16 protein-coding genes are annotated in these 17,853 nt (G+C 56.2%); 15 read left to right on the forward strand and 1 reads right to left on the reverse strand.

What is annotated here, in order from left to right:
• Positions 1-76: 76 nt before the first annotated feature.
• On the reverse strand, positions 77-433 hold the full coding sequence (gene uraH, locus RMR24_RS02815) for a hydroxyisourate hydrolase (protein ID WP_310613577.1): 357 nt from the start codon (positions 431-433) through the stop codon (positions 77-79).
• Positions 434-541: 108 nt separating this feature from the next.
• Between uraH and RMR24_RS02820 the strand changes: the two genes are divergently transcribed.
• The 15 genes from RMR24_RS02820 to RMR24_RS02890 all read left to right on the forward strand — a co-directional run bounded on the left by RMR24_RS02820 (position 542) and on the right by RMR24_RS02890 (position 17,771).
• Positions 542-1,210, forward strand: coding sequence for a GntR family transcriptional regulator (locus RMR24_RS02820; RefSeq protein WP_310613578.1), 669 nt, complete (start codon positions 542-544; stop codon positions 1,208-1,210).
• A gap of 11 nt (positions 1,211-1,221) precedes the next feature.
• Positions 1,222-2,205 (forward strand): allantoinase PuuE, encoded by a 984-nt coding sequence (gene puuE, locus RMR24_RS02825; RefSeq protein ID WP_310613579.1) that lies wholly within the window; start codon positions 1,222-1,224, stop codon positions 2,203-2,205.
• A 16-nt stretch (positions 2,206-2,221) separates the two neighbouring features.
• Positions 2,222-4,009, forward strand: coding sequence for a 2-oxo-4-hydroxy-4-carboxy-5-ureidoimidazoline decarboxylase (gene uraD, locus RMR24_RS02830; protein ID WP_310613580.1), 1,788 nt, complete (start codon positions 2,222-2,224; stop codon positions 4,007-4,009).
• A gap of 10 nt (positions 4,010-4,019) precedes the next feature.
• Positions 4,020-5,270 (forward strand): M20/M25/M40 family metallo-hydrolase, encoded by a 1,251-nt coding sequence (locus RMR24_RS02835; RefSeq protein WP_310613581.1) that lies wholly within the window; start codon positions 4,020-4,022, stop codon positions 5,268-5,270.
• Between the two features lie 317 nt (positions 5,271-5,587).
• Entirely contained in the window at positions 5,588-7,075 is a 1,488-nt protein-coding gene (locus RMR24_RS02840; protein ID WP_310613582.1) for a nucleobase:cation symporter-2 family protein, read from the forward strand.
• 202 nt (positions 7,076-7,277) lie between these two features.
• Entirely contained in the window at positions 7,278-7,967 is a 690-nt protein-coding gene (locus RMR24_RS02845; protein ID WP_310613583.1) for a TerC family protein, read from the forward strand.
• A 246-nt stretch (positions 7,968-8,213) separates the two neighbouring features.
• A complete protein-coding gene (locus tag RMR24_RS02850) occupies positions 8,214-9,248 on the forward strand; it encodes an ABC transporter substrate-binding protein (protein WP_310613584.1) in 1,035 nt (344 codons plus the stop codon).
• A gap of 14 nt (positions 9,249-9,262) precedes the next feature.
• Positions 9,263-10,087: an ABC transporter ATP-binding protein gene (locus tag RMR24_RS02855; RefSeq protein ID WP_310613585.1), complete on the forward strand. Its 825-nt coding sequence runs from the start codon at positions 9,263-9,265 to the stop codon at positions 10,085-10,087.
• A gap of 9 nt (positions 10,088-10,096) precedes the next feature.
• Positions 10,097-10,864 (forward strand): ABC transporter permease, encoded by a 768-nt coding sequence (locus RMR24_RS02860; protein WP_310613586.1) that lies wholly within the window; start codon positions 10,097-10,099, stop codon positions 10,862-10,864.
• Complete coding sequence (locus RMR24_RS02865; RefSeq protein WP_310613587.1) at positions 10,864-12,372, forward strand: ATP-binding protein; 1,509 nt, start codon at positions 10,864-10,866, stop codon at positions 12,370-12,372. Before RMR24_RS02860 ends, RMR24_RS02865 begins: the two co-directional genes overlap by 1 nt.
• 3 nt (positions 12,373-12,375) lie before the next feature.
• The gene (locus RMR24_RS02870; protein ID WP_310613588.1) at positions 12,376-13,083 is read left to right on the forward strand and encodes a response regulator; all 708 of its coding nucleotides are present in this window, start codon (positions 12,376-12,378) and stop codon (positions 13,081-13,083) included.
• A 64-nt stretch (positions 13,084-13,147) separates the two neighbouring features.
• Positions 13,148-15,049 (forward strand): potassium transporter Kup, encoded by a 1,902-nt coding sequence (locus RMR24_RS02875; RefSeq protein ID WP_310613589.1) that lies wholly within the window; start codon positions 13,148-13,150, stop codon positions 15,047-15,049.
• A complete protein-coding gene (locus RMR24_RS02880; RefSeq protein WP_310613590.1) occupies positions 15,046-15,309 on the forward strand; it encodes an HPr family phosphocarrier protein in 264 nt (87 codons plus the stop codon). Before RMR24_RS02875 ends, RMR24_RS02880 begins: the two co-directional genes overlap by 4 nt.
• A gap of 234 nt (positions 15,310-15,543) precedes the next feature.
• Positions 15,544-16,119 (forward strand): hypothetical protein, encoded by a 576-nt coding sequence (locus tag RMR24_RS02885; RefSeq protein WP_310613591.1) that lies wholly within the window; start codon positions 15,544-15,546, stop codon positions 16,117-16,119.
• 8 nt (positions 16,120-16,127) lie between these two features.
• On the forward strand, positions 16,128-17,771 hold the full coding sequence (locus RMR24_RS02890) for an ion transporter (RefSeq protein WP_310613592.1): 1,644 nt from the start codon (positions 16,128-16,130) through the stop codon (positions 17,769-17,771).
• The last annotated feature ends 82 nt before the right edge of the window (positions 17,772-17,853 follow it).

Raw genomic sequence — 17,853 nt, forward strand, 5'->3', positions numbered from 1 at the left:
TGGGGGGGAAGACCCAGATTTTAGTGACTTGCACCCCATTTCGGTGGCAGGTATGCCACCGCGTATACAAAAAAACTTAAGACCCGCGGTAGGTTGAGTAACTCCAAGGACTTACCAACAGCGGAACGTGATAGTGCTGATCAGTGTGGGCCACGCCAAAGTCAAGGCTGACTTGGTTCAAGAAATTAGGCTCAGGCAATTCAACGTGCTTAGAGGCAAAGTAGCCCTTCACGTCAAACACCAAGCGGTAAGTGCCGCGTTGAAGGCTGTCGTTGTCATACAGCAAGCCATCGGGGTTGCGACCATCGTGGTTGAGGGTGAACGACTTGACCAAGGTGGCCTGGCCGTCCTCGGTGGTGGTGAACAACGACACCTTCATACCGGCTGCGGGGCCGCCGTGCATGGTGTCTAAAACGTGTGTGCTCAATCCCATGAAGTGCTCCGAAAATTGGTTAGCGACCGGCTTGGTCGACTGAAAGTGTATACAATTTTTGCATTCGGGTCTATCATCAGACCTCAGTGTATTTGCCGGAGATTCCAAATGGACAGCTCAACCGCCACCCGTAGCATTGTGGACGCCCTCACCAAAGCCATAGTGGAGCACCGCCTGCACCCCGGCACCAAACTGGCCGAGCAAAAGCTGGCAGACCACTTTGGCGTGTCGCGCACCCTCATTCGCCAAGCGCTGTTTCAACTCGTGCAAAAGCGCCTCATTCGCATGGAGCCCGCACGCGGCGCGTTTGTGGCCACACCCTCTTCCGACGAAGCGCGCCAAGTGTTTGCCGTGCGTCGTATGGTTGAGGCAGAAATGACGCGCAGCTTTGTGCGCAACGTGACGCCTGCACAAATCAAAGCCCTCAAAGACCACGTGGCCGAAGAAAAAGCCGCTGTGAGCCGTGGCGATGTGGCGGGGCGCACCGACTTGTTGGGCGACTTCCACGTGCGCATGGCCGAGCTGATGGGCAACGATGTGCTTGCGCAAATTTTGGGCGAACTGATTTCGCGCTGCGCCCTCATCACCTTGATGTACCAAAGCACCAACGCGGCCGAACACTCGGCTGAAGAACACGCCGAAATTTTGAAAGCCATCGCCGCCAAAGACGAAGACTTGGCCGTCAAGCTGATGGACGAACACTTGCGCAACGTGGAAGAAGGCTTAGCCCTGGACCGCAAAGTACCTAGCAACGACATCGCCATGGCGTTGGCCTAAGGAGTATTTAGATGTCCAACCCCAACGCCACCTACGACAGCACCGCCGCCTACCCCCGCGACTTGGTGGGCTACGGCCGCCAAGTGCCCCACGCGCAATGGCCCAACCAAGCCCGCATTGCGGTGCAGTTTGTGCTGAACTATGAAGAAGGTGGCGAGAACGCCACCGTGCATGGCGACGCCGGCAGCGAGATGTTTTTGAGCGAAATGTTCAACCCACCCAGCTTTCCCGAACGCCACCTGAGCATGGAAGGCATTTACGAATACGGCTCACGCGTGGGCGTGTGGCGCATCTTGCGCGAGTTTGAAAAACGCGGCCTGCCCCTGACCGTATTTGGCGTGAGCATGGCGCTCGAGCGTCACCCCGAACTCACCGCTGCTTTTGTCGAACTCGGCCACGAAATTGCCTGCCACGGCTACCGCTGGATCAACTACCAAACCACCGACGAAGTCACCGAGCGTGCGCACATGAACCAAGGCATCGAGATCATCGAGCGCCTCACAAGCACCACGCACGGCAACAGCATTCATGGCGCAGGCTGGTACACCGGCCGCGACAGCCCCAATACCCGCCGCCTCGTGGCCGACCACGGTGGCTTTGAATACGACAGCGACTATTACGGCGAAGACCTGCCCTTTTGGATGAAGGTCCAAAAAACCAATGGCGATGTGGTGCCCCAACTCGTCGTGCCCTACACGCTGGACTGCAACGACATGCGCTTTGCGCTGCCCCAAGGCTTTAGCCAAGCAGACGACTTCTTTGTGTATTTGCGCGACAGCTTTGATGCGCTGTATGCCGAAGGTGACCCAGACGGCGACAACGCCCCCAAGATGATGAGCATCGGCATGCACTGCCGCTTGCTGGGCAAGCCCGGCCGCATCGTGGCACTTCAAAAGTTCTTAGACCACATCGCCAAACACGACCACGTGTGGGTGGCCCGCCGCATCGACATTGCGCGCCACTGGAAGCAAGTGCATCCCTACAGCGGCAACTAAACAGCAGGACACCCCCATGAGCACCATCACGCTGAACCAAATCAACACCCTGCCCCGCGCTGAGTCTGCGGCCTTGCTGACTGGCTTGTACGAACACTCCGATTGGATTGCAGAGCAAGCACTCGACGCCCGCCCTTTTGCATCCGCCGCCGCGCTGAAACACGCCATGGTGAAGGTGCTGGCAAAAGCAGGCCGCGCACCCCAGCTCGCCTTGGTGCGTGCCCACCCTGAGTTGGCAGGCAAGGCGATGGTGAGCAAAAGCCTCACCGCTGAATCGACCCACGAGCAAACCAAAGCGGGCTTGACCAACTGCACGCCTGAAGAATTTGCGCACATCCAACAACTGAACGCCAGCTACAACACCAAATTTGGATTTCCGTTCATCTTGGCCGTGCGCGGCCCGCGTGGCACTGGCTTGAACAAGCAGCAAATCATCAGCACCTTTGAGCGCCGCCTGCACAACCACCCCGACTACGAACTGGCCGAGTGCTTGCGCAACATCCACCGCATCGTGGAGATTCGCCTCAACGACAAGCTGGGCTACGAACCCGCGCTTGGCCATGAAGTGTGGGACTGGCACGAATGGCTGGCCCAGTTCAGCGATGCCCACGAAGAACTCACCGTCACCTATCTGACCGACGCACACCTGAAATGCGCACGCACGATCGAGCTGGGCATGAAGGCCTGCGGCTTTGACGAGGTGCGCATTGACGCCGTGGGCAACGTGGTGGGCATCTACAAAGCGGCCTCACACAACGCCAAAACTTTGATGACCGGCTCGCACTACGACACCGTGCGCAACGGCGGCAAATACGACGGCCGTCTCGGCATCTTCGTGCCCATGGCCTGCGTGCGCGAGCTGGCCCGTGCGGGAAAGCGTCTGCCCTTCAACCTTGAAGTGGTGGCCTTTGCCGAGGAAGAGGGCCAACGCTACAAAGCCACTTTCCTCGGCTCTGGTGCTTTGGTGGGCGACTTCAAAAACGAGTGGCTGGACCAAAAAGATGCAGACGGCATCACGATGCGTCAAGCCATGAAGCAAGCGGGTTTGAAGATTGAAGACACCCCCAAACTCACCCGCAACGCAGCTGAGTATTTGGGCTTTGTGGAAGTTCACATCGAGCAAGGCCCTGTGTTGAATGAGCTCGACATTCCACTGGGCGTAGTCACCTCCATCAATGGCAGCGTGCGCTTTGTGGGAGAAATCGTTGGCATGGCCAGCCACGCAGGCACCACGCCTATGGACCGCCGCCGCGACGCTGCAACAGCCGTCTCCGAACTTGCGTTGTACGTTGAAAAACGCGCTGCAGCATTGAATGCCGGCTCTGCCGACACGGCGAAGTCGCCAACTTCAGCATGCGTTGGCACGATCGGCATGCTCACCGTGCCCAACGGTTCTATCAACGTGGTGCCCGGCCGCTGCCAATTCAGCCTTGACCTACGAGCCACCACCAATGACTTGCGCGACAGCCTGATGCACGATGTGCTGGCCGAGCTCAAAGCCATTTGCGAACGCCGTGGCCTGCACTACACCCTGGAAGAAACCATGCGCGCCAGTGCCGCACCGAGTGACGCCAAGCTGCAAGCTCTGTGGGAACACGCCGTGCAAAGCTTGGGCGTACCCGTGTTCCACCTGCCCAGCGGCGCAGGCCACGACGCGATGAAGCTGCACGAAGTCATGCCACAAGCCATGTTGTTTGTGCGCGGTCAAAACGCAGGCATCAGCCACAACCCGCTTGAATCAACAACGAGCGACGACATGCAACTGGCCATCGACGCCTTCATGCACGTGCTGCACAACTTATAAGAGACACACCATGAGCCAAACCCAATACGCCCAACTCGACGCATGGATTGACGCGCACTTTGACGAGCAAGTGAAGTTCTTGCAAGCCTTGGTGCAAGTCCCCACCGACACCCCGCCTGGCAACAACGCACCTCACGCCGAACGCACGGCAGAGCTGTTGCACGCCTTTGGCTACGAAGCTGAAAAACATGCTGTGCCCAGCGATGAGGTCAAAGCCTACGGTTTAGAAAGCATCACCAACCTCATCGTGCGCCGCAAGTTTGCCGATGGCGGCAAAACCATTGCTCTCAACGCCCACGGCGATGTGGTCCCTCCAGGCGAAGGCTGGACACACAAGCCCTACGGCGCTGAAATTGAAAACGGCGCGATGTATGGCCGCGCCACGGCGGTGAGCAAGAGCGACTTTTCTACCTTCACCTTTGCCACACGCGCACTCGAATCATTGGGCTTGCCGTTGAAAGGCGGGATCGAGTTGCACTTCACCTACGACGAAGAATTCGGCGGCGAAAAAGGCCCAGGCTGGTTGCTGTCACATGGCCTGACCAAACCCGACTTGATGATTGCCGCCGGCTTTAGCTACCAAGTGGTCACCGCGCACAACGGCTGCCTGCAAATGGAAGTCACCGTGCAAGGCGAAATGGCGCACGCCGCCATTCCCGACAGCGGCACCGATGCCCTGCAAGGCGCGGTGCACATCTTGAACACCCTGCACGCGCTCAATGAGGGGTACAAACAAACCACCTCGAAGATTGAAGGCATCACCCACCCCTACCTCAACGTGGGCCAAATCAGCGGCGGCACCAACACCAACGTCGTGCCTGGCAAGGTCGTGTTCAAACTCGACCGCCGCATGATTCCGGAAGAAAACCCCGTTGAAGTGGAAGCGTCCATCCGCAAAACCATCGAAGACGCAGCCGCCTCATTCAACCCACCCCGTGGCGGCAAGCAACTCAAGATCGACATCAAACGCCTGTTGCTCGCCAAGGCCATGGTGCCGCTCGCGGGCAACAAGCCTTTGGTGGACGCCATCCAAAAACATGGCGAACAACTATTTGGCGAACCCATCCCTGCGGTGGGCACGCCGCTGTACACCGATGTGCGTTTGTATGTGGCTCAGGGCATCCCAGGCGTTATCTATGGCGCAGGGCCACGCACGGTGTTGGAGAGCCACGCCAAGCGCAACGATGAGCGTGTGATGTTGGAAGATGTGCGTCGGGCGACCAAGGTGGTGGCGCGCACTCTCTTGGATTTGTTGAACTAAATCTAACTCGTGGGGGCTCTCTCCGGAGAGGGTTGAGCCACTTAGGTGCGGCGGCCTCCTCATGCTGGAGTACCAGAAATCGTTGGCCGCCGCACCCAAACGGCTCAACTGTTTCATCTGAAAAACTGCTCGCCGTAGTCTGTAGGTGGAGGCAGTGGGCAGGTGACGATTTCTGGTACCCCAGCATGAGGAACCTGCCCATTGCCTCCGCCTACAGCGAGCCCAGCAAAGAAACCCAAAAATAGGGTTTCTCCGTAAAACAACCCAATGATATTTTGTATACAGTTTTGTATGCGAAAAATCCCAAAGGAGAAACCATGACCCAATCCACCCATCCCGTCGATGAGCACCTGCCCACCGGCAAGCTCGCCGCTCTCGGCTTGCAACACGTGCTCGTCATGTATGCAGGCGCCGTGGCTGTGCCACTCATCGTCGGTCGTGCTTTGAAGCTCAGCCCTGAACAAGTGGCCATGCTCATCTCGGCTGACTTGTTTGTGTGTGGCTTGGTCACCCTCATTCAGTCTTGGGGCGCTACCCAATGGTTTGGCATTCGCTTGCCTGTCATGATGGGCGTCACTTTTGCAGCCGTAGCGCCCATGGTCGCGATGGCCAATGCCAACCCCGGCGACACAGGTGCACAAATGATCTTCGGCGCCATCATGGGCGCAGGTGCGATCTCTATCCTCATCGCGCCACTGGTCAGCCGCATGTTGCGCTTCTTCCCGCCTGTTGTGACCGGCACCATCATTGCCGTCATCGGCATCAGCTTGATGCGCATTGGCATCAACTGGATTTTCGGCAACCCCTTCGGCCCCACGGCGCCTTCCATCGTCAATCCAGAGCATGCCAAGTGGCTGGCTGATGCAGCAGCAGCAGCCTCAGCCCCGGGCTCTACGCTGGCTGCCGTGCCCAAAGATTTGGCGTTGATGGCCAAAGTACCTAACCCCAAATACGCCGACCTCACAGGCGTGGGCATTGCCGCTTTGGTGCTGGTGTCGATCTTGATGATTGCTAAGTTCGCCAAAGGCTTCATTGCCAACATCTCGGTGCTCTTGGGCATCATCATTGGCGGCATCGTGGCCACCAGCATGGGCCTGATGAACTTTGACAAAGTGGGCAAAGCCGAGTGGTTTGGCATCGTCACACCGTTCCAGTTTGGTATGCCGGTGTTTGACCCTGTGCTCATCCTCACCATGACTTTGGTCATGATCGTGGTGATGATCGAATCCACCGGGATGTTCTTGGCCTTGGGCGAGATGACCGACCGCCATGTGGACCGCGCTGCGCTCACCCGTGGTTTACGCACCGACGGTTTAGGCACGCTGATTGGCGGCATCTTCAACACCTTCCCCTACACCAGCTTCTCGCAAAACGTGGGCCTCGTCGCCGTCACTGGCGTGAAGAGCCGCTTTGTGTGCGTGGCAGGCGGCATTATCTTGATTATCTTGGGCGTCATTCCTAAGATGGCTGCTTTGGTTGAGTCCTTGCCCACTGTCGTGCTGGGCGGCGCGGGCTTGGTGATGTTTGGCATGGTGGCAGCCACCGGCATTCGCATCTTGGGCGGCGTGGACTTTAAAAACAACCGCTACAACAGCTTGGTGGTGGCCATCTCGATCGGCATCGGCATGATTCCGCTGATCGCCCCTAACTTCAAACAATGGATACCGCACAACCTGCACCCACTGATTGAGTCTGGCATCTTGTTGGCCTCTATTTCGGCGGTGGTGTTGAACCTGTTTTTCAACGGCGCCTCTCAAGACGACTCAGCCGCCATAGCGGCCGCACGTCAAGCTGACAGCCACTGATCCAGCGCTAACTTAAGAAATAGCCCGCCAAATGAGCGGGCTATTTTTTTGGCGGTGGGCTATGCCCCGTGCGCGGTGTGTCACATAAGCACTATTACCAACAGGTCCAGCAATACCGCGCCGTTACACTCGTTGATCAAAAAGCGGCCTGGTAATAAGGCCGTCAAACTAAAACATACCCATTGTCTGGAGCAAACAAAACATGGAACTACTTCAAAGCACTGACTTCTGGCTAGGCTTGCTGCTGATCATTTGGATCAACATCATCTTGTCAGGCGACAACGCCGTGGTGATCGCATTGGCGGCACGTAGCCTGCCACCCGAGCAACAAAAGAAAGCCATCATGTTTGGCTCGGGCGCAGCTGTGGTGTTGCGTATTGGCTTGACCGTGGTGGCCGCCAAGTTGATGACTTTGGAATACCTGCAAATCGTCGGCGGCTTGCTGCTTCTGTGGATTGGCGCTCAACTGCTCGAAGCTGAAGAAGAAGGCGACGAAGAAGGCGCCGAACACAGCAGCATGTTCTCAGCCATTCGCACCATCTTGATCGCTGACTTGGTCATGAGCTTGGACAACGTCATCGCCGTGGCCGCAGCTGCCAAAGGCAACGAAGTCTTGCTGATCATTGGCTTGGCCATCAGCATTCCCTTGGTCATCTTTGGCAGCACCTTGATGATCAAACTCATGGAGCGCTATCCCGTCATCATCACATTGGGTGCATGTTTGATCGGCTGGGTGGGCGGCGAAACCATTGCCAACGACGTGGTACTCAAAGAGTTTGGCGCTGCTAACTCTTGGTTCCACTTGGCAGCCGCTGCGACGGGCGCCGTGGTTGTGTTGGGCTGGGGCAAGATCAAATCTGCCAAGCACCACAAAACTGTGGAAGCCGAGTAATCATTTCAGATGAGCGCTCCTCAAAAGCCAGCCTTTGCGCTGGCTTTTTTCATGGCCTCATGCATCTAGACCGATGCGCACCATGCCAGTGCAAAACGCCACATTGGTGCAAACCCGTTTTGTATACAAACCAAAGTCGCGCACAATTTGTACCCAGCAGCCAGCAAACGGGTCCTTATGACTAGGCACCAATATTGCAAGCTTGTATACATCACCCTTTTTTCATTTTGATTTTCAGAGGCTCACATGATCAAACGCACTTTCATCAAAACCACCCTCGGCTTGGCACTGGCTGCCAGTTTTACAGGTGTTTCGGCACAGACCACCCCTTTGAAATTTCAACTCGACTGGCGTTTTGAAGGCCCAGCCGCCTTCTTCTTGGTGCCCGTGGCCAAAGGCTATTTCAAAGACGCCAAGTTGGATGTGACGGTCGACGCAGGCAACGGCTCTGGTGGTGCGGTGAACCGTGTGGCTTCTGGCGCCTACGACGTGGGCTTTGCCGACTTGGCCGCCTTGATGGAATTCCACGCCAACAACCCAGACGCACCCAACAAGCCTGTGGCCGTCATGATGGTCTACAACAACACGCCCGCTTCGGTGATGGCCTTGAAGAAATCAGGCATCAAGACCCCAGCCGACTTGGCTGGCAAAAAGCTAGGCGCACCTGTGTTTGACGCAGGCCGCCGCGCGTTCCCCATCTTCGCCAAAGAAAACAGCGTGGGCGCCGTGACTTGGGTGTCGATGGACCCTCCTCTGCGTGAAACCATGTTGGTGCGCGGCGATGTGGATGCCATCACGGGTTTCACCTTCACCTCCTTGCTCAACATCGAAGCCCGTGGCGTCAAAGCGGACGATGTGGTCATCATGCAATACCCAGACTTGGGCGTGAAGTTGTATGGCAACGCCATCATCGCGTCGCCCAAATTAATCAAAGAAAACCCAGCAGCCCTCAAAGCCTTCTTGGCCGCATTTGCCAAAGGTGCGAAGGACGTGATCGCTGACCCAGCCAAAGCCATTGAAACAGTCAAGGCCCGTGACGGCATCATCAACGTGGAACTCGAAACACGCCGCTTGAAGCTGGCCATCGACACCGTCATCAACAGCCCAGACGCACGCGCTGAAGGTTTTGGTCAAGTCAAAGGCCCACGCTTGAGTTTGATGGCGTCTCAAGTGTCTGACGCGTTCAACACCAAGACCCGCGTCAAAGCGGACGACGTGTGGAACGGTTCTTTCCTGCCCACAGCCAAAGAACTCGACGTGTTGCCAAAAGGTAAGAAGTAAATAGGCCCTGCTGCATGACCGCTTCTCCTGAACACTTCGTCGATTTCCAAAACGTCTGGCTCGCCTATAACGACGAGTTGTTGGCGCAAAACCACTTTGCGGTGGAAGACATCAACCTGCAGGTCAAACAAGGCGAGTTCATCGCCATTGTTGGCCCCTCGGGTTGCGGCAAATCCACCTTCATGAAGCTCACCACGGGTTTGAAAAAACCCAGCCGTGGTGAAATTTTTGTAGATGGCCAGCCCGTCAACGGCCCGCTCAAAATCAGTGGCATGGCGTTCCAGTCCCCTTCGCTCCTGCCGTGGCGCACCACGCTGGACAACGTGTTGCTGCCTTTGGAAATCGTGGAGCCTTACCGCTCCAACTTCAAAGCCAAAAAGGCCGAGTACGAAGCACGCGCCATCGAGCTGCTGCAAACCGTAGGCTTGGGCGGCTACGAGCGCAAGTTTCCGTGGGAGCTGTCAGGCGGTATGCAACAACGCGCCAGCATTTGCCGCGCCTTGATCCATGAGCCCAAAATGCTGTTGCTTGACGAGCCATTTGGTGCGCTCGACGCTTTCACCCGTGAAGAGTTGTGGTGTATCTTGCGCGACTTGCATGCGGCTCAAAAGTTCAACGTCATCTTGGTCACACACGATTTGCGCGAGTCCGTTTTCTTGGCTGACACCGTGTATGTGATGAGCAAGAGCCCGGGCCGCTTTGTGGTCAAACGCGACATCGAATTACCCCGCCCCCGCGACTTGGAGGTGACCTACACCCCCGAGTTCACCAACATCGTGCACGAGCTTCGAGGCCACATCGGCGCCATGCGCAAAACCGGCGCAACCATTCAGCAGTAACGCAAGACCATGAATTCAAAACAACTCGAAACCTGGGCACCTTGGGGCCTGCTCGTGGCCACCTTGCTGATTTGGCAAGCCGCGTGCTCGCTGTTCAACGTGTCTGAATTTGTCTTTCCCTCGCCGCTGCGTATTTGGGAACAAATGGTCGAATTCCGCGAGGTCATTGCAGGCCACGCATGGCGCACCTTCTGGGTGACCATGGTGGGTTTTGGCATTGCCATCGTGGTGGGTGTGCTGTTGGGCTTTGTCATTGGCAGCTCGCCCTTGGCTTATGCGGCCGTGTACCCACTCATGACTGGCTTCAACGCTTTGCCCAAAGCCGCGTTTGTACCGATCTTGGTGGTGTGGTTTGGCATTGGCGTGGGCCCAGCCATCTTGACCGCGTTCCTCATCAGCTTCTTCCCCATCATGGTGAACATTGCCACTGGGTTGGCCACGCTAGAGCCTGAGCTCGAAGATGTGTTGCGCGTCTTGGGTGCCAAGCGCTGGGACGTGTTGATCAAAGTCGGTTTGCCCCGCTCCATGCCTTATTTCTACGGATCTCTCAAAGTCGCCATCACTTTGGCGTTTGTGGGCACCACTGTGTCAGAGATGACCGCGGCCAACGAAGGCATTGGCTACTTGCTCATTTCTGCGGGCTCGGCCATGCAAATGGGCTTGGCCTTTGCGGGTTTGGTGGTGGTGGGCGCCATGGCCATGATCATGTATGAGCTCTTCAGCATGCTCGAAAAGCACACCACGGGCTGGGCGCACCGAGGTTCGCAAAACCACTGATGCAAGGCATCAAAGCCTCCTGGCCCGCCATCGCCATTTGGTTGCTGGCTTGGGGACTTTTGTTTGAGCTAGACGGCACCTTCAACCTCGCCAACTTGGCCTTGCTGCTGGTGCTGGCCAGCGCCATGGCTGGCGTGTTCTTGTCGACTCTTTTATCGTTGTTAGGCAGCGCCGTTTCTGTGCTGCTGTTCAACTGGTTCTTCATCGAGCCACGCTACACCCTCAATGTGCACCTGCACCAAGATGCGTTGTTGCTCATCTCTATGCTGGGTGTCAGCACGGTGGTGAGCTATCTGATGTCTAGACTGCGCTTGGCCGCCGATCGAGAAACACAGCACGCGCAGGCTGCTGAACAATTGAGGCAGCTGAGCGAGTCCTTGCGCGAAGCGGCTGACGCGTCAGTTTGTGCCCAATTGCTTCAGGCCTTTACTCAACAAAAAACCAAGCATCCAACATCTGTGCTGCTGGCCGAACCACAGCGGGTGATCGGCAACGCCAGCAGCCAAGACCAGCAAGGCCTGTGGGCTTGCGTGCAACAGTGTGCAGCACTCGGCCCGGGCTCGGGACGGTATGAAAATCAAACCACCCTGTTTTTGCCCATCCGTGGCCATGCCCGCGCCATAGGCGCTTTGGCGGTACATCGCCACACATCGTTGGCGCTCGGTGCAGCACACCAGCAGCTGCTTCAACAAGCCTGCGACCTGCTGGGCTTAGAAATTGAACGCGCCCACAACCTGCAACTCACCCAACAAGCCAAGCAAGATGCCCAAAGCCAAAGCTTGCGCAACACCTTGCTCACCTCAATCTCGCACGACTACCGCACGCCATTGGCCAACCTCATGGGTGCAGCGTCTGCCATTCACGACCAGTGCAGCAGGTTAAGCACTGACAAAGTAGAAGCCTTGGCCAGCACCGTCATCAGCGAGGCGCAGCACCTGCACCGCATGACCACCAACACCTTGCAGCTCGCTCGCCTAGATGCCGCCCCGCTGCAAATTAAGAAAGATTGGGAATCACTGCAAGAGATCTTAGGCTCGGTGCTCGCCAAAGCCAGGCAGCGGTTTCCCACGCGCCAAATCTTGGTGGACTTACCTGGCGACTTGCCCTTGATTCACTGCGATGCCATTTTGTTGGTGCAGCTCTTTGACAACTTGCTTGAAAACGCCGTCAAGTACAGCCCAGACCACGCCCCCATCCAAATCAAAGTGCAGGCACACCCGACAACCTTGGACATCCGCGTCATCGATGGCGGCCCCGGCATTGCCGATGCTTGGAAAACCAAAGTCTTTCAAGCCTTTGAGCGTGTGCACGACGACATTGCCCAAGCCGATGCCTCGCATGACCAACAGCTGCGCCGAGGCATGGGCGTGGGTTTGGCTGTTTGCCAAGCCATTGCCAAAGTACACGGCGCCAAAATTTGGGTAGAAGACCACCCGCCACAGGGGGCTGCACTTTGCTTGTCCATGCCTGTGGTGCCTCAGCCCAGTCTTCATTTGCAAGAAACTTGACCGATGACTCTCAAAGTACTGCTGATTGAAGATGACCGCGAGCTGCGCCTCACCCTGCGCGACGCCTTGGTCGTCGAGGGCTACGAGGTGCTCACCAGCGGCAGCGCAGCTGATGCACACGCGGTGCTGCGCCATGCCATGACATCGGATCGGCCGCTGGACCTGCTCATCCTCGATCTCGGCTTGCCTGACGGCGATGGTGCCGACTTGCTGCGTACCGTTCGGGCACAACACACCCTGCCCATCTTGATCATCTCTGCACGGCATGACGACAGCAACAAAGTCCACCTGCTCGATGCAGGCGCTGATGACTATTTGGTCAAACCCTTCAGCATCAGTGAGCTACTGGCGCGCATGCGCGTGACACTGCGCCACAGGGGTACCGTGGTGTTGGCCCCACAGACACACTACCAATGCGGCCCACTGCAGATTGATTTAGCCAAACATACGGTGCTGAAAGAGGGCGATACCGTGCACCTCACCCCCACCGAGTTCAAGCTTCTCGCCAGATTGGTGCGACAAACGGGGCAAGTGGTCACTCACCGGCAATTACTGGTGGATGTGTGGGGGCCTGAATTTGTGGAGCACACCCACTACCTGCGCCTGTACATGGGGCAACTTCGGGCCAAACTCGAAACCAACCCCACAGAGCCTGCGCTGCTGCTGACCGAGCCCGGTGTGGGCTACTGGCTGGCAGAGGCAGCGGTCTGATTCGTCACTTATGCGTTCCTAACGCCGGGTCTGGCAACCTGCAAGCACTTAAATTGGAGTGCACATGTCAGACCTTGATTCAGACAACCCCTCAGCGCATATCAAGCGCCAAACCACGGCGGCGCTCACGCTGGGCGCCATTGGCGTGGTGTACGGCGACATAGGCACCAGCCCGCTGTACACCGTCAAAGAAGTGTTCTTGCCCGCCACAGGCGTGGCCATGACACCCGACAACCTCATTGGCGTGGTGTCCGCCATCTTTTGGGCCTTGATGCTCATCGTCACACTCAAGTACATCATCTTGATTTTGCGCGCCGACAACCGCGGCGAAGGCGGCGCTTTGGCACTCACTGCCTTGGCCGCGAACGCGGTGAAGCACAACCCCCAGCTGCGCCACTTCTTGCTACTGCTGGGTTTGTTTGGCGCCACCTTGTTTTATGGCGACAGTGTCATCACCCCCGCCATCTCGGTGCTCGGCGCCATGGAAGGCCTGCAAGTCATTGCACCCAGTCTGGAGCCTTTCATCGTTCCGGTTTCACTGGCTGTGCTGATTGTCTTGTTTGTGATGCAGCGCCATGGCACGCACTTTGTCGGCAAGTTCTTTGGCCCCATCATCGTGGTGTGGTTTTTGGTCTTGGGTGCCACGGGCGTGGCGCAAATCATCCAAATGCCCATGATTTTGGAAGCCCTCAACCCCATACACGCAGCCACCTTTTTGTGGGACCGCGGCCCCTTCATCTTGGCGGCTGTGGGTGCCATCGTTTTGGCACTGACAGGGGCAGAAGCCTTATATGCCGACATGGGCCACTTTGGCCGCAAACCTATTCAAATTGCTTGGATGGGCTTGGTCTTGCCCTCGCTGGCCTTGCATTACATGGGACAAGGTGCCTTGCTCATGCGTGACGCCTCGGCCATTGAAAACCCCTTCTTTCGCATGTTCCCAGAAGATTGGCTGATTCCAGCCGTGGTCTTGGCGACGGTGGCGGCCATCATTGCCTCACAAGCAGTCATCTCTGGCGCTTACTCCATGACCAAGCAAGCCATTTTGTTGGGCTTCTTGCCACGCATGGACATCAAGTACACCTCTGAACAAGAGGTGGGCCAAATCTACATGCCAGGCGTCAACTGGATTTTGTTGGCCGGTGTGGTGGCTGCGGTCTTGGCCTTCAGAAGCTCATCGGCCTTAGCCGGAGCCTATGGCATTGCGGTCACGCTCACGATGGTCATCACCACCATCATGACCTTCTTTGTGGTGCATGACGCTTGGAAGATGTCCACGCCTTTGGCATTGACCGCCACTTTGTTCTTCCTGAGCATTGACACCTTCTTGTTTGCGGGTTGCATCATCAAGTTTTGGGATGGCGGTTGGTTCCCCTTGGTCATGGGCCTCACCTTGTATGTGGTGATGACCACTTGGGCCAAAGGCCGCGAGCTGGTGGTCGACACCATTCGTCGCGACGGCTTGGACTTGAATGCCTTCATCCAACACATCGACGCAGGCACCCCACACTTGGCCAAACGCACCGCCGTGTATGCCGTGGCCAACCCAGAAACCGTGCCCCAAGCCCTGCTGCACAACATGAAGCACAACCAAGTGCTGCATGAGAAAAACATCATCTTGACCGTGGTGTTTGAAAACGACCCTTGGATTTCCAACAAACAGCGCGTCAAAGTCGAGCGGCTGAGCGAACACTTCTGGCAAGTCTGGGTGTACTTTGGATTCATGAACACACCCGACGTGCCTAAAGCACTCAGCCTGTGTGCTCAACATGGCGTAGACATTCCCGTCTTTGAAACCTCTTACTTCCTCAGCCGTGAGACCGTGGTGTCCACTCCCGGCGGCGGCATGGCGCAGTGGCGGGAAAAACTGTTTTCAGCCATGACACGTAATTCAGGCGGCGTGGTGGAGTTCTTCCACTTGCCCGATAACTCAGTGGTTGAACTTGGAACAAGGGTACAAATATGATTGAACACACACTCCCCATCACGCTCAAACTCACCGGCAAAAACGGCCTTGATGCCCGCGTGTCTGCAGAATTGGCCATGACTGCGGCTAAGTTTCACAGCCATATCACCATCGCCGCACACCACCAAGGGGTGGACGCCAAGTCGGTGTCGCTCGTCATGGGCTTAGGCGCAGAACACAACGATTTGGTTGAGCTTCACGCCGAAGGTGACGACGCCCAAGCCGCCATCAATGCGCTGATCGCCGTGATCCAAAAATAAGGTCCTCAAATGAGGCTTGAGCCCGCCTTTAACGGCGCTCAAGCCCAGTTCAAAAGCCGCTGATTCAGCGGCTTTTTTACGCCTTTACTATTCAGTAAAAACGTCAACTTCGTCGAATATCTAGTGTTAAATCGATAAATTCACATAATTTACGAATATCATCAAAGCCATTTTCAACCGGCACAATAACCCTATGGAGCTGCCGGATTTCTTCCACTTGAATGGCGAGACCCCATGGCATCTTCCACAGACCACAGCACCGAGCATCCACACCTCGGCACCACCTCCGCAGATAAGCTTTTTCTGGCTTTTTTGGTTCTCGTCGTCGTAGCCGTCACTTGGCTTGGCGTGGTGAACTACAAAGAAGCACTCAAAGTTGAAGCCGCCAAAAGCAACGGCGAAGCTTGGGTGGAATGGCTGACCGAAGCCGGCACCACACGCTTTGAGGCAGACACCAAAAACGCCGCGTGTAAAGGTGGTGTCAAACCTGCGGCCGATGCCAAAGCCGACACACCCGGCACTTGGGGCGCTTGTTTGGCCCACATCTTGGCCAACACGGATTTGAAAGACCAAGTCAATGCGTTTTTCAACAAGCCCCCTCACTTTGTAGCGGCTTGTGACCCCAAAGACCGCACGTTGATGGGCGCCATTCTGTTGGAAGACTTGATGCCCACGCCTCCAGGCTCGGCCACACCATTCGTCGCGTCACAGCTGCTGGAAACCGACCCCATTGACTACAAGATGCAATTGCGCCTTTCTGTATGTGACAAGGGTGGCTACGCCATCAAAGTTGCTGAGTTTGAATTCTGAGGTCTGACATGAACACCACTACCAAACACGACAAATTCCTCGAAGACCTGGACGTCAAGGCCATCTTGGGCCAAGACGAAGAAGCCAATATCGACCGCAACTTGCCCATGCGCAAGTGGCTGTACTCATGGTTGCTCGACCCCAACATCCCCGGTAACTTCCAAAAAGACTTAGACAAGTGGATCAGCTATCTGATCATCATCAACTTGTTCACCTTGATGTTCGAAAACGTGCCTGCGGTGTTCGAACCGTACCGCGCTTGGTTTGAGTTTTTTGACATTTTCTCAGTGGCCGTGTTCACCATTGAATACGTGTTGCGCCTGTACTTGGCACCTGAAGACGAAGAGTTTAAAAATCGCAAAAACGCACGTTTGGGCTTTGTGACCAGCCCATTTGCCATCATCGATTTCTTGGCTGTGGCACCGTTCTACTTGCAAGCTTTCATCCCGATTGACTTGCGCGTGTTGCGATTCCTGCGACTCTTGCGAATCATGAAGCTGTTCCGCGTCTTGATTCCCGCCATTGCTGAATTCAAAGAACTCAACAAAGGCCGTACCTTCCGTCAAAAAGTGCACGCTTTGGTGTTCCCCAGCAACTACGGCGGCACCATGCAACACATCTTTGAAGTGTTCATTGGCGTGTGGGTGATCTTGTCTGTGATGGCCGTGATCTTGGAATCGGTCAAGGGCATCAACTACATCTTGCATTTGCAGTTCGTGATCTTGGACGCCGTGGCTGTGGCCATCTTCACGGTTGAGTACTGCATGCGTATGTACTCTTGCGTAGAAGAGCCTGGCTACAAAGGCGCACTCTTGGGTCGCTTCAAGCAAGCCAAATCGCCATCGACATTGATCGACTTTTTGGCCATCTTGCCCTTCTTCTTGGAAGTGTTCTTGCATCACCTGATTGACTTGCGCTTCTTGCGAGTCTTCCGTTTGGCACGACTGCTCAAGCTCACACGCGGCAGCGATGCCACCGCCGTGTTGGTCAAAGTGGTGGTGCGCGAGTGGCCTGTGATGGGCGCTGCCACCTTCATCATGATGTTGTTGTTGGTCTTGACTGCCAGCTTGGGCTACTTGTTTGAATACGACGCTCAGCCTGAAAAGTTTGAAAACATCCCCACTTCCATCTATTGGGCGGTCATCACCTTGGCCTCTGTGGGCTATGGCGACATTTCACCCGTCACACCGATGGGCCGTGCGATGACCAGCATCTTGGCTTTGATGGGTATTGGTATCTTCGCCATCCCCGCCGCTTTGTTGGCCTCGGCCTTCAGCGACGAGTTGGTGAAAGAACGTGACCAATTGAAGGCCAAACTGTTTGGCATTCTGAAAGACGGCCATATCAGCGACGCAGAAGCCGCCATCATTCGCTCTGAAGCCAAGCGTTTGCATTTGACAGTGGCTGAAGTGAATGCACTGATTGAGGTGGTGGTCAAAGAGCATGAGCTCGAAGAGCGCAACCCATTGCCCCTCCACAAAATTGCCGAAAACCCAGCCTTGGCAGTGGAGCACTACAAAGTGTTGTTGGGTCAAATCCGACAGCTCGGCGTGCAAGTGGATGCCTCGAAGTTTGACCAAGTCGCACAACAAGGCGAACGCTTGTCTGCCACCGAATTTGCCCTATGGCAAAAAATTCAAGGCAAGGCATAAGCCAGACTTAAGCCTCAATGCAAGCGGTCACACACAAGGTGTGTGACCGCTTGTCTGTTAAGACCCCCTACTTTCAATTTCG

Origin of the sequence: Limnohabitans sp., assembly GCF_031539105.1 — a bacterium.
In the GTDB taxonomy this organism is placed as follows: domain Bacteria; phylum Pseudomonadota; class Gammaproteobacteria; order Burkholderiales; family Burkholderiaceae_C; genus Limnohabitans.

Excerpts from the sequence above, each read along its gene's own strand:
- RMR24_RS02865 (WP_310613587.1), top strand. The coding sequence starts at position 10,864 with ATGCAAGGCATCAAAGCCTCCTGGCCCGCCATCGCCATTTGGTTGCTG.
- RMR24_RS02890 (WP_310613592.1), top strand. The coding sequence starts at position 16,128 with ATGAACACCACTACCAAACACGACAAATTCCTCGAAGACCTGGACGTC.
- RMR24_RS02820 (WP_310613578.1), top strand. The coding sequence starts at position 542 with ATGGACAGCTCAACCGCCACCCGTAGCATTGTGGACGCCCTCACCAAA.
- uraD (WP_310613580.1), top strand. The coding sequence starts at position 2,222 with ATGAGCACCATCACGCTGAACCAAATCAACACCCTGCCCCGCGCTGAG.
- RMR24_RS02850 (WP_310613584.1), top strand. The coding sequence starts at position 8,214 with ATGATCAAACGCACTTTCATCAAAACCACCCTCGGCTTGGCACTGGCT.
- RMR24_RS02875 (WP_310613589.1), top strand. The coding sequence starts at position 13,148 with ATGTCAGACCTTGATTCAGACAACCCCTCAGCGCATATCAAGCGCCAA.
- uraH (WP_310613577.1), bottom strand. The coding sequence starts at position 433 with ATGGGATTGAGCACACACGTTTTAGACACCATGCACGGCGGCCCCGCA.
- RMR24_RS02835 (WP_310613581.1), top strand. The coding sequence starts at position 4,020 with ATGAGCCAAACCCAATACGCCCAACTCGACGCATGGATTGACGCGCAC.
- RMR24_RS02855 (WP_310613585.1), top strand. The coding sequence starts at position 9,263 with ATGACCGCTTCTCCTGAACACTTCGTCGATTTCCAAAACGTCTGGCTC.
- RMR24_RS02845 (WP_310613583.1), top strand. The coding sequence starts at position 7,278 with ATGGAACTACTTCAAAGCACTGACTTCTGGCTAGGCTTGCTGCTGATC.
- RMR24_RS02885 (WP_310613591.1), top strand. The coding sequence starts at position 15,544 with ATGGCATCTTCCACAGACCACAGCACCGAGCATCCACACCTCGGCACC.
- RMR24_RS02860 (WP_310613586.1), top strand. The coding sequence starts at position 10,097 with ATGAATTCAAAACAACTCGAAACCTGGGCACCTTGGGGCCTGCTCGTG.
- puuE (WP_310613579.1), top strand. The coding sequence starts at position 1,222 with ATGTCCAACCCCAACGCCACCTACGACAGCACCGCCGCCTACCCCCGC.
- RMR24_RS02870 (WP_310613588.1), top strand. The coding sequence starts at position 12,376 with ATGACTCTCAAAGTACTGCTGATTGAAGATGACCGCGAGCTGCGCCTC.
- RMR24_RS02880 (WP_310613590.1), top strand. The coding sequence starts at position 15,046 with ATGATTGAACACACACTCCCCATCACGCTCAAACTCACCGGCAAAAAC.
- RMR24_RS02840 (WP_310613582.1), top strand. The coding sequence starts at position 5,588 with ATGACCCAATCCACCCATCCCGTCGATGAGCACCTGCCCACCGGCAAG.